At 60.8% G+C, this 12,515-nt stretch carries 8 protein-coding genes; 1 reads left to right on the top strand and 7 read right to left on the bottom strand.

All coding sequences use genetic code 11. From position 1 onward, the window contains the following. Positions 1-10: 10 nt before the first annotated feature. From FJ938_RS02030 to FJ938_RS02050, 5 genes are all read right to left on the bottom strand, one after another. The gene (locus FJ938_RS02030) at positions 11-5,446 is read right to left on the bottom strand and encodes a HAMP domain-containing protein (RefSeq protein WP_140691012.1); all 5,436 of its coding nucleotides are present in this window, start codon (positions 5,444-5,446) and stop codon (positions 11-13) included. Positions 5,447-5,678: 232 nt separating this feature from the next. Next, on the bottom strand, positions 5,679-5,936 hold the full coding sequence (locus tag FJ938_RS02035; RefSeq protein WP_140690706.1) for a hypothetical protein: 258 nt from the start codon (positions 5,934-5,936) through the stop codon (positions 5,679-5,681). 237 nt (positions 5,937-6,173) lie between these two features. Next, positions 6,174-8,348 (bottom strand): molybdopterin cofactor-binding domain-containing protein, encoded by a 2,175-nt coding sequence (locus FJ938_RS02040; protein ID WP_181168985.1) that lies wholly within the window; start codon positions 8,346-8,348, stop codon positions 6,174-6,176. Between the two features lie 14 nt (positions 8,349-8,362). Next, the gene (locus tag FJ938_RS02045) at positions 8,363-8,824 is read right to left on the bottom strand and encodes a (2Fe-2S)-binding protein (RefSeq protein WP_140690711.1); all 462 of its coding nucleotides are present in this window, start codon (positions 8,822-8,824) and stop codon (positions 8,363-8,365) included. 297 nt (positions 8,825-9,121) lie between these two features. Continuing rightward, a complete protein-coding gene (locus tag FJ938_RS02050) occupies positions 9,122-10,192 on the bottom strand; it encodes an aldo/keto reductase (RefSeq protein ID WP_140690713.1) in 1,071 nt (356 codons plus the stop codon). A 108-nt stretch (positions 10,193-10,300) separates the two neighbouring features. Here FJ938_RS02050 and FJ938_RS02055 point away from each other — a divergent pair, with 108 nt between their 5' ends. Further along, on the top strand, positions 10,301-11,200 hold the full coding sequence (locus tag FJ938_RS02055; protein WP_140608520.1) for a LysR family transcriptional regulator: 900 nt from the start codon (positions 10,301-10,303) through the stop codon (positions 11,198-11,200). Between the two features lie 101 nt (positions 11,201-11,301). Here the strand turns inward: FJ938_RS02055 and FJ938_RS02060 are convergent, their stop codons facing one another. Beyond that, positions 11,302-11,718 (bottom strand): DoxX family protein, encoded by a 417-nt coding sequence (locus FJ938_RS02060; RefSeq protein ID WP_140608518.1) that lies wholly within the window; start codon positions 11,716-11,718, stop codon positions 11,302-11,304. A gap of 88 nt (positions 11,719-11,806) precedes the next feature. Beyond that, the gene (locus FJ938_RS02065; protein WP_140608516.1) at positions 11,807-12,460 is read right to left on the bottom strand and encodes an isochorismatase family protein; all 654 of its coding nucleotides are present in this window, start codon (positions 12,458-12,460) and stop codon (positions 11,807-11,809) included. Positions 12,461-12,515: the final 55 nt, after the last annotated feature.

Raw genomic sequence — 12,515 nt, forward strand, 5'->3', positions numbered from 1 at the left:
CGAATAGCCGTCAGTTCGCTGCCACGAGCATTTTTTCAGGGATGTCGCCGCGTGACCGGGAACGCCCAATCCAGACACGAAGCAGCGCCAGCAAGAGATCGAGATCGACTGGCTTGGCGATGTAGTCGGAAGCCCCCGCGTCCAAGCATTTTTGCCGATCACCCTTCATCGCTTTGGCCGTAACCGAAATCAGCGGAATGTGAGCTATCGAGGATGTGGTGCGGATTTGCCGCATCGTCTCGTAGCCGTCCATTTCCGGCATCATGATATCGATCAACGCTGCATCGACGTCAGGCGTCTGTTCCAGCAGCGCTATGCCGTCGCGGCCTCGTTCAGCGTGCAGAACTTGGATCCCATAGGTCTCCAGCACGCTGGTGAGGGAATAAATGTTGCGAATGTCGTCGTCGACGATCAGAACCTTCGCACCGGTGAGATCGGACTTGGCGTCCTGTTCTGTTTCGATCATGCTTTCTTCGCGGCCTTCTCCCGGAAGGGTGGCTGAAATATGCAGCGCCAACTGGGCGAAATTCTCGGCGCGCGGCGCATTCGCAAAAGCCGGATTCAGCGACAGGACCGGGTCAAGCGCATCGGGATGGGGGGCAAAGAACAAAAGTTTCGGCAAGGCTTCGCCGAATTGGCCGGTGACCTCGTCTAATGCCTGCGCATTGTCTTTGGCCGAGCGTCCAAACCCGAGCACGACGGCATCATACGAGGCGATCCCGATGTCGTCCGCATTTACCGCGACCCGACCAACCGCGGTTACCGAGGTGACGCCGTCGCGGATCGCTTCGACCAGCGACAGCCGGCGATCCGGATCGGGGTCGGCGACCAGAACGCGGCGTTGGATGCGCAGCTTTCTGGAATGAATGTCCTGAAACACCTGCATCAGTTCATCCGATGATACGGGCTTAGTGGAAATGCTGGAGGCGCCCTTGCGCGCGAGGCTATTAATATCTCCCGCACCCGAGATAACGTGGACGGGGATTGTCCTCGTCTTCTGATCATGGCGTAACAGATCAAAAAGCACCCAGCCGTCGATATCCGAAAGCCCGAGATCAAGCGTAATGGCATCGGGAACCAGCTTGCGCGCCAATGCCAAAGTGCCGGAACCCGCGTTTGACAAGACACCTTTCAACCCGGCCGAACGTGCGAGGCCAAGCAACAGGCCTCCAAAGGTCGGGTCGTCCTCAACGATCAGAACGACCCGATCGGTCGGCGAAATAGAATCGCGGTCATCGATTAGCTCGGCCGAAGGTGGACTGTTGGGGGATGCTGGCGCCGCGACTTCGTCCGCCACAGGAAGCAAGGCCGATTGCACTGTCGCCATTCTGGGGCCGTCGAATGGGATAACCAGCGTGAACGTCGATCCTTTGCCCGGTGTGCTTTCGACGCGCAATTCGCCGCCAAGCAACCGAGCGATCTCCCGACTGATAGAGAGCCCCAGACCCGTACCGCCATATTTACGACTGGTGGTGCCGTCGGCTTGCTGAAAGGCTTCGAAAATAAGCTTTTGCTTATCCTCAGGTATGCCAATGCCGGTGTCGGTCACGGCAATCGCGAGAGCCTTTATCGAGTGCGCGGCGCCGTTGCGGCGGCCAGTTTTCTCGACCCGAAGGTTCAAACCGACCTCACCTTCGGAGGTGAATTTGAATGCGTTCGAAAGCAGGTTGAGGACAATCTGCTGCAATCGCTTCTCGTCCGTGCGGACAGTATCTGGAAGGGCTGGGTCGACCGTTATGGTGAAGCCAAGTCCCTTGTCGGCCGCCAGCTGACGGAACGTGCGCTCCATATGCTGGCGCAGGTGTGACACCGGCATATCGTTGATATCGATGGAGACCGTCCCGGATTCGATTTTCGACAGATCGAGGATGTCGTTGATGAGGCTGAGAAGATCGGTTCCGGCGGAATTGATCGTGCGCGCGAACTCGACCTGCTTTTCGTTGAGATTGCCCTGCTGGTTGGTCGCCAGGAGATTTGAGAGAATGAGCAGTGAATTGAGCGGCGTGCGCAGTTCGTGACTCATATTGGCCAGGAACTCGGACTTGTATTTCGAAGTCAGCGCCAGCTGCTCGGCTTTCTCCTCCAATGCGCGTCGCGCCATCTCGATTTCGAGATTCTTGTTTTCCACCTGCTTCTTTTCGTTTTCGAGCAGCTGTGCCTTTTCCTGCAGCTCCTCGTTCGTGGCATGCAGCTCTTCCTGCTTCTTGGTCAGTTCAGTCTGGCGCGCTTGTAATTCCGAGGTCAGCAGTTGCGACTGCTTGAGCAGTCCTTCGGTGCGCATTGTCGCGGCTATGGTGTTGAGAACGATGCCGACGGACTCCATCAACTGGTTGAGGAACGACTGGTGGGTGTCGCGGAACTCGCCGAACGAGGCAAGTTCGATAACGGCTTTCACCTCATCTTCGAACAAGGCGGGAAGAATGATGACGTTGGCCGGCGAGGCGCTGCCGAGGCCTGATGTGACGCTCAGGAATTCCGGCGGGACATTGTCGAGCATGATTGCGCGCTTGTCGGCAGCACTTTGGCCGACCAGGCCTTCACGCAGGTCGAGGCGCTGCTTGATCGCCGCCTTGCTTTCAGCGCCATAGGACGCCGCCAGCTCGAGATAGGATTCCTCTTCGTCGCGATTGGTAACGTAGAACACCCCATATTGGGCGTTCACCAGCGGCGCGAGTTCGGACATGATGAGCCGCGAGACAGTTGCGAGGTCGCGCTCGCCTTGCAGCATCCGCGAAAACCGGGCGAGATTGGTTTTCAACCAGTCCTGTTCGGCATTCTTCAGCGTCTGATCCTTCAGGTTGCGGATCATTTCGTTGATGTTGTCCTTGAGCGCGGCAACTTCACCCGAAGCTTCGACGCTGATCGAGCGCGTCAGATCGCCCTTGGTGACCGCTGTCGAAACCTCGGCAATGGCACGCACCTGGGTTGTGAGATTGGCGGCGAGCTGATTGACATTGTCGGTCAGGTCGCGCCACAGGCCAGCCGCTCCTGGCACACGCGCCTGTCCGCCGAGCTTGCCTTCGATACCCACCTCGCGGGCGACGTTGGTCACCTGGTCGGCAAAGGTCGCGAGTGTCTCGATCATGCCGTTGATCGTATCGGCAAGGGAGGCGATTTCGCCTTTGGCATCCACCGTCAGCTTGCGTTTGAGATTGCCTTGCGCAACCGCCGTCACCACGTCGGCGATGCCACGCACCTGGTTTGTCAGGTTCGTCGCCATCAAATTGACGTTGTCGGTGAGGTCTTTCCAGGTACCGGCGACGCCTTCGACACGGGCCTGACCGCCGAGTTTGCCCTCGGTGCCAACCTCGCGCGCCACGCGCGTGACCTCACCGGCGAAGGAGTTGAGCTGGTCCACCATCGTGTTGATGGTTGATTTCAGCTCAAGGATTTCCCCCTTCACGTCGACCGTGATCTTTTTCGACAGATCGCCACGGGCAACAGCGGTCGTCACCTCCGCGATGTTGCGCACCTGCCCGGTCAGGTTCTCGGCCATCGAGTTGACGTTGTCGGTCAGATCTTTCCACGTCCCGGCAACGCCGCGCACCTGCGCCTGCCCGCCGAGCTTGCCTTCGGTACCGACCTCGCGCGCAACGCGGGTCACTTCCGAGGCAAAGGAATTGAGCTGGTCCACCATTGTGTTGATGGTGTCCTTCAGCTCGAGAATCTCTCCACGGACATCCACGGTGATCTTCTTCGAGAGGTCACCGAGCGCCACGGCCGTCGTCACCTCGGCGATGTTTCGCACCTGACCCGTCAGGTTGGCGGCCATGGCGTTGACGTTGTCGGTCAGGTCCTTCCAGGTGCCGGCAACGCCGCGCACCTGTGCCTGACCGCCGAGCTTGCCGTCCGAACCGACTTCGCGCGCCACACGCGTCACCTCCGAGGCGAACGAATTCAACTGATCGACCATCGTGTTGATGACATCCTTGATCTGCAGGATCTCGCCCAGGGCATCGACCGTGATTTTCTGCGTCAGGTCGCCCGTCGCGATAGCCGTCGCGACCTTGGACACATCGCGTAGCTGGACGGTCAGATTGCCGGCCATTGCGTTGACGTTGTCCGTCAAGTCCTTCCAGGTACCACCGACGCCTTCGACATGAGCCTGCCCGCCTAGTTTGCCTTCCGATCCCACTTCACGAGCGACGCGCGTCACTTCCGAGGCGAAGGAGTTCAACTGATCGACCATCGTATTGACGGTGTCCTTCAGCTCCAGGATTTCCCCTTTGACGTCGACCGTGATCTTCTTGGACAGGTCACCGCGGGCCACGGCCGTCGTAACCTCGGCAATGTTGCGCACCTGCCCGGTCAGATTGGCGGCCATCAGATTGACGTTGTCGGTCAGATCCTTCCACGTGCCGCCAATGCCCCTCACCTCGGCCTGGCCACCGAGCTTGCCTTCGGTGCCGACCTCGCGCGCCACGCGTGTGACCTCCGAGGCAAAGGAGTTCAACTGATCAACCATCGTGTTGATGGTGTCCTTGAGTTCGAGAATTTCGCCTTGCACCGCCACGGTGATTTTTTTGGAGAGGTCGCCGGAAGCAACCGCCGTCGTCACCTCCGCGATATTCCGCACTTGGCCGGTGAGGTTCTCAGCCATCGAATTGACGTTGTCGGTGAGGTCTTTCCACGTGCCGGCGACGCCACGCACCTGTGCCTGGCCGCCAAGCTTGCCTTCAGTGCCAACTTCGCGCGCTACGCGCGTGACCTCGCCCGCGAAGGAGTTGAGCTGGTCGACCATCGTGTTGATCGTCGATTTCAGCTCGAGGATTTCGCCCTTCACGTCGACGGTGATCTTCTTCGAGAGGTCGCCCAGAGCCACGGCGGTCGTCACCTCGGCGATATTGCGCACCTGACCGGTCAGGTTCTCGGCCATGGAATTCACATTGTCGGTCAGATCCTTCCAGGTGCCGCCGACCCCTTCGACGCGTGCCTGGCCGCCGAGCTTACCCTCTGTGCCGACCTCGCGCGCCACGCGCGTCACTTCCGAGGCGAAGGAGGCTAACTGGCCGACCATGGTGTTGACGATCTTGCCAATCCGCAGGAACTCCCCACGCAGAGGCCGGCCGTCAATTTCGACCATCATCGTTTGCGACAGGTCGCCCTTGGCAACGGCACCGATGACTCGGGCGACCTCGGCTGTCGGCTGGACCATATCCTCGATCAGATCGTTGACGGACCGGACACTTGATTCCCAACTGCCAGTGGCGTTGCGAACGCGACCGCGCTCACCTATGCGCCCATCCTTGCCGACAACCCTGCTGAGGCGCTCGAACTCACGCGTCACCTGATCGTTGAGGTCAACGATCTCGTTGAAGGTTTCCGCGATTTCGGAATCGACCCCCTTGTATACGTTGTCGATACGGACGGAAAAATCACCGCGGCGGAAGGCTCTTAGAGAATTCAGAATGATTACATGGTCCAGTTCCCTTTTGGATGCCTGCACGGTCACAGCGCCCCTCCGATGCCGATGGATTGCGTTTGGATAGAAAGCCCCACGGCCAAGCTACATCTCGCCGCAAGCTTGAAAACGTGCCATTTGGATAATGGTTCCATGTCGCTTGGGGGGTGCGCACCGACTGAAAACCCACGTTCCGGCACGATTGTGGTTCTGACGTTCAGCCTCGGACGAACGTTTCCTCAACGCAACGCCGCCAGTTGTGAATCGGCGTGCAAAATTACTCATCCAAGGCAACGAAGCCGGAATCGCTGACCTGCTGGTGTGGGGAAAGGCGGTAGCGGTCTAACGCCACCGTCATCAACCACACCAATCTCACCAGCCGATGCATCCTGTTCGCCCCCGAAGGGGTGACCTTCGGCCACCGCGTCACCATCGAGCCGACTTCGATGGCATTTTTCCACAAGAGGGTTTGCGGCGAAATTGGCGCGATCTCTCCTACTTCCGCAGTGCTTACGCACAAAAAGCGCGATGCCAATTGCTAAAATCGTTTTCTTCTAACTATCTGATATCCCTTCATAAGTTGGCGCTCAAGACAGGATTCGGCGCCGATTTTCGTAGGCTGTGGCAGGTCAACATTTTCTTCTGTCTGCTTCCGTGATCTCCTCACCGCCACCTCTTCGTTCCAACTGCCGATCAGACTTGCCAAGTCATGATGCTACGGCGTTATTTGCCGTCAGTTGCCTCGGTTGTGGAGCAAAACTGACGTCTTGCCTCAGACAGTATCGATCGGGAGAGACCGGTATCGCTTTCCAGTGAGACTCGCCAACGCGTTTACCACGGCCGGCGATATGACTGGGGTCGCGGGTTCCCCAACACCCAGCGGGGCGTCATCGCTTGGCACGATATGGACATCGATCGCCGCCGGCGCGTCGGACAGGTAAGGCGGCCGAAATCCATCGAAGTTCGACTGCTCAACCTCGCCGTCCTTGAGTGTGATGGCCGACATGAGCTGAGTGAGACCGAAGCCGATCGCGCCCTGGCACTGCGCTTCGATGGAAAGCGGATTCACCGGCAGCCCGCAGGCGATGGCAACGGTAACGCGGTGGACCCTTGGCCGATTGTCGACGAGCGACACCTCGGCCGCACAGGCGATACCCGTGTCCCAATAGTCGGCGCAGGCAATGCCGGCGGCATGGCCGGACGCAAGGCCATTTCGCCAACGGCTCTTCTCCTCGAGCAGGGTCAATGCATCGCGGACCTTGGTGGCCTCGGGATCGAGAAGCTTCAGCCGATAGGCGATGGGGTCGGCTTTGGCGCGAACGGCGAGCTCGTCGATCAGCGTCTCCATGACAAAAGTGTTCTGTGAGTGCCCGACGGAGCGCAGGGTGTAGACCGGCACGTTCACCGCCGGATGGTGTACCGACACCTCAAAGTTCGGAATGCGGTATTTGTTGTTCACCGCTCCCTCGATGACGAGCGGATCAACGCCGTCCTTGATGAAGGTCTTCTCCATCGCCGTTCCGATGATGAACGACTGGCCCACGGCGACGTGTCGCCAGGCCCATGGCATCCCATCGGCCCCGATGCCGATTTCGACGCGATGGGTGGTCATTGGTCGGTAGTAACCGCTCCGCATGTCGTCTTCGCGCGTGTAGATGAGCTTGACCGGCGTGCCGCGCACGCGCTTGGCAATGGCCGCGGCCTCGAAGGGCACATTGCCGTCGAGCGGGCTGCGCCGGCCAAATCCGCCGCCGGCAAAGACCACATGCAGTGTGACTTGGCTGGGATCCAATCCGAGCGCTTGGGCGAGCACGCCTTGGTCAAGCGTGGCAAATTGGGACGGAATCCATGCTTCCGCGCGGTCGCCGTCATAGCGAAGCGTCATGTTCAGGCACTCGAGCGCGGCTGCGGCCAGATATGGAAGTTCATAATCCGCGACGAGGCGCTTGGAGGGTTCTGTCCGCGAAAGCGCGGTCTTGTCGCCTCGGCTGAGAGCGACGTTTCCCGGCGTTTTGGCGAGGGCCTGATACCTGGCGCGCAATTCGTGGCTGTCGGCGCGCTCCACGCCTGAGAAATCCCAGTCGATCTTGAGCTGGTCCCGTGCCTGTTTCGCGCTCCAGAACCGATCCGCGACCACAGCCACGGCGCTCCCCTTGACGAGGGGAATTTCGAACACGTCCCGCACACCGTCCATCGAGCGGACCGCCTGCGCGTCGAACGCCTTGACCTTCGCCCCGAATACCGGCGGCCGTGCGATGAGCGCGATCTTCATGCCTGGAAGGTCGATGTCGAGCGCGAATTTTTGCGACCCATCCGTCTTCGGGCGGCTGTCCATGCGGCGTGTCGGCTTCCCGACAATCCGGAAGTCGCCAGGGTTCTTCAACACGACCTGCTCCGGCACGGGCCTGCGCGAAGCATCGTCCGCGAGTTCGCCATAGCTCGCCGATTGGCCGCTTGGACCATGGACCACGCCGGCTCCCGTGCGGCATTCGTCCGGGTGCACCTTCCATCGATCGGCGGCCGCGCCCACCAGCATCGCGCGGATGCGAGCGCCGAATTCACGGTGCTGTTGGTAACCATAGCGTACGGACCACGAACCGCTCGTGCTCTGTATCCCGAGCGGTGGCGCCTTGTAGGCGTCTCCCGCCGGGGCAAGCTCGGCGCTCACTTGGGACCAGTCCGCATCGAGCTCTTCGGCTACGATCATCGGCAGTGATGTGAGCACGCCCTGCCCCATCTCGATGTGCCGCACAGCGATCACGATCCGCCCGTCGGGTTTGATGCGAACATATGCGTCGGGTGAGACTGGTGGCGCCCCGGCGTCCTGCGCGAGCGCGGGAAGATCGAAATGCAGCGAAACCAATAGTCCGCCCGCGGCAACTGCCGATGCGCGCAGGAAGGTGCGGCGGCTCAAATGACCCTTGTCAGGCTGGTATGCGAACCGCATGGTCCGGCTCCTTGCTAGATCAACCGTGTCGAGGCGCCCTGAATGGCTGCGCGGATGCGCACATAGGTGGCGCAGCGGCATAGATTCGTCATCGTTCCCTCGACATCGGCTTCCGACGGTCGAGGCGTCACCTTGAGGAGCGCCACGGCGGCCATGATCTGGCCGCTCTGGCAATAGCCGCACTGCACGACATCCTTCTCCACCCAGGCCTCCTGCACGGCGCGACCGACACGATCGCCGCCGATGCCTTCGATCGTCACCACCTCCTGATCGCCGACGTCCGAGACCGGCAAGCCGCAGGAGCGGGTCGCTTCGCCGGCAAGGTGCACGGTGCAGGCGCCGCACAGGCCGATGCCGCAACCATATTTGGTGCCTGTCAGCTTCAGCTCTTCGCGCAGAACCCAGAGCAGAGGGGTCGATGGATCAACGGTTAAGTCCCGGCGCTGTCCATTCACCGTGATCTTGTATGTCGCCATCGAGGTTCTCCGTCGTATGACGTCGAGGTTGGTGCCTAGCCTTGACGGCTTGAGGCATCTCGCAGCCTATGGCGCGACGCTGACGATCGAAATGACATAAATCCCAGAAAAACTGCCGCCAACGCCGTGAGACATGGGCCTCGTCCAACCGCGCCTATCGCTGACGCGCCGTTGCCGCGAATGAAGCATCGAGCATCGTGGCCGGGCGCCGGATACCGACAATCATTCGGCACCCGACCACGGGGCAACCAGCGGCAGGCGAGGTGCCGGAGCGGTCGGCTTGCGAAGCGCCGTTCGCTACCAGGTTCGCTCCGGGAAGTGCGCCCCTCCGCTGACCGCCGCGCGAAGGAATGGGCCGTGCAGCAGGTTGTACGGAAAACCGAGTTCGATGGCGCTCACCGCATCCAGCCGTGCCATCTGTTCGGCGCTCAAGGTGACGTCGAGGGCGCCGAGATTGTTTTCCAGTTGCTGCAGCGTGCGCGCGCCGAGCAGCAGAGCCGTCACGCCGGGATTGGCCATGACCCAGGCCAGCGCGACCTGCGCCGACGACCGATCTGTTTCCCGGGCGATCTCGCCGACGACATCGGCGATGGCCAGGCTGCGTTCCGACAGGGACCCGTGGGCGCCGGCAACCGCCTTGCGCGACCCCGCGATGCCGGTCTGCGAAGCGCCGAGATCGGCGCGGCTGTATTTGCCCGACAGGACGCCATTGGCGAGTGGCCCCCAGGGCATGAAGCCCATACCCATCTCGTTGGCCATCGGGATCAGGTCGCGTTCCGAGGTGCGTTCGACCAGGCTGTATTCGCTCTGCAGCGCGACGAAGGGCGTCCAGCCACGCAGGTCGGCGATTGCCTGCATCCTTGACGCCTGCCAGGCTGGAATATCCGAAAGGCCGAGATAGAGCACCTTGCCCTGCCGCACGAGATCGTCGAGCCCGCGCAGGATCTCTTCGACCGGGGTCAGCCCCTCCCACTGATGGACGTAGAGCAGGTCGATATAGTCGCTTTTCAGCCGGCGCAGGCTTTCCTCGACCGAAGCAACCATGCTCTTGCGATGATTGCCACCCGAATTCGGATCGCCCGGATGCGTCGCCATCGTATATTTGGTCGAGATCACCAACCGGTTGCGCTTGCCCTCGGCGAATTCGCCGACAAGGCGCTCGGAGGAACCGTTGGTGTAGGCGTTGGCGGTATCGACGAAGTTACCGCCGCGATCGACATAGGCGTCGAATATGCGCCGAGCCTCGTCCTGTTCGGCACCCCAGCCCCAATCGGAGCCAAAGGTCATGGTTCCCAGGGCAAGCGGGGAGACGCGCAGGCCGGAACGGCCGAGCAGGCGATAGGTAGCAAGGTCAAGTGATTGGGTCATGGGGTGAACCTCCAGGAACGAGTGAAGTTATGGGACTGAAGATGCACCGTCGCGGCCGGTAAAATAATCCTCTATAATCCTGATGGGTCAGTTAGAGAACGATGCATAATGCGAGGATCAGACTTTGCCGAACTGAAGGCCTTCGCGGCAATCGTGGAGCACGGAAACTTTGCCCGCGCAGCCAACCATCTCGGCTTGTCCCCATCCGCTCTCAGCCAGACTATACGCCTGCTCGAAAGCCGGCTCGGTGCCCGGCTGCTCAACCGCACGACACGAAGCGTGGCGCCGACCGTAGTCGGCCAACGGCTTTATGAGCGGCTGGGGCCAATCCTGCTGGAACTTGATTCAGCGGTGACCGAAGCGGTCGACGCGACCGGCCGTGTGGCCGGTCTGCTGCGCATCAATGCGCCTGGCTATGCTGCGATCATGCTGATCGCGCCCAGGCTCGGGCACTTTCACAGGGCCTATCCGGACGTGGTGCTGGACGTCGTCTCCGATGACAGCCTCAGCGACATCGTCGCCGGGCGCTTCGACGCCGGTATCCGCGCCGGCGAGCGGCTCGAAAAGGACGTCGTGGCCGTTCGGCTGACGCCGGACATGGAGATGATGGCCGTCGCGTCGCCCGACTATCTGAGTACGCGAGGGATCCCGAACACACCGGCGGACCTGCACGCCCATGCTTGTATCAACTGGCGCTACCCCGGCAGCGGCGCGGTCTATCGTTGGGAGTTCGAGAAGGACGGAAAGGCGTTCGAGATGTCGGTCGACGGACCGTTGACCTCGAACATGCAGGAGGTGGTGCTGGATGGCGCGCTTCAGGGTCTCGGCATCCTCTATACATTCAATGATCATCGCATTGTGCGTTCAATCGAGGAAGGACGCCTCCAACGAGTCCTGGTGGATTGGTCGCCGACCTTTCCCGGCCTCTTCCTCTATTATTCGAATCGCCACTCACCGACGCCGGCATTGCGGGCCTTCATCGACTGCCTTCTGGATCGAAATTCGTAAAGCGGGGTCAGTTCGTATCGACGCGCCATCGGAAGGGGCACGCAAATCGCATGCGAGCCGCTCACGACGAGCGCTGGTCCTTGCGGGCACTCGTGCGGTTCTTATTGACCGCCAGGAGACCTGCTCTCCGCCGCCAGCCTCGCCACTGCCAGCAATCCACCGATGACCGCCATGTGTTCGATGGCGAAATCCAAAGAGATCGCGCGGTCGGCGCCCACTTGGTTCCAGAAGTCGTGGGCGACCGGAATTGTCAGCGCGACGAAGCCACTCAGCGCGATGGCGCCAAGCCATTTATATGGACCGACGATCAACATGGCGCTTCCGAGGAGCTGGACCAGGATCGTCGCTGCTGCATAAGGTGCTGGCGGCGACAGATGGAAGCGTGTCATCTCCGAAATCGCGCTATTCCAATCGCCTAGCTTGCTCAGCCCGCTTATCCAAAACGGCGAACTGACGAGTATGCAGAGCAGTCGCAGCGAGACACTGGAAAACAGTCGATGGCTTGATCTAGCGTTCATGCCGAAATCCTCTTTGGTTCCTGGCGCTGCGCCCGATCTTGAGCGTGGGATCGGGCGCAGTCGACCGTCAGGACCGGTGCGGGAGGAGCTAGGAAGCCTTCTTGGCAGGGTTTGCGGTCTGGGCCTCGTAGCTGTCCATCAACAGGCTGTAGCTGTGATAGTGATCGCGGACGACCGGCCCGAATTCCTGAGCGGTCGGCAGCCTCCAGTCGCGCTGCAGCTCGAAGCCGACGGTTGTCCAGTTGATGGGGGTGACCCCGTGATCCTGCATTCTGGCAATGGCAAGGTCGCGAAGGGTCTCGTCACTCCCGCCAGAGGCGTCGACCACGCCATACACATTGTAGCCCGCCTCGACCGCCTGCATGGCGGGGAAGGCGAGGCATACATCGATGGTGACACCGGCCATGATCAGGTTCTTGCGGCCCGTTTTCTCGACCGCGGCCAGGAATTCAGGATCATCCCACGCACTGATGATCCCTTGCCGCCGAATCAGCGGGGCGTCGGGGAACATGCTCAGCACCTCGGGGATAAACGGGCCGTTGGGACCTTGGTCAAGGCTCGTGGTCAGGATGGTAGGCAGGTTGAAGGCTTTGCCGAGCTTCGCAAGCCCCAGAACGTTGTTGCGGTATTCGGCGGGTGAATAGTCATGCACCAGCTGCAAGATTCCCGACTGATGGTCGATCAGCAGAAGTGCCGCGTTGTCTTTAGTGAACCTGGACTTTGTATAGCTGTTCGTAGTCATTGCTGTTTGCTCCTGTGGATGGATGTTACGGTGAACGGAATTTGGACCCGCGCCG

It is taken from the genome of Mesorhizobium sp. B2-4-14 (genome assembly GCF_006442155.1).
Lineage (GTDB): Bacteria > Pseudomonadota > Alphaproteobacteria > Rhizobiales > Rhizobiaceae > Mesorhizobium.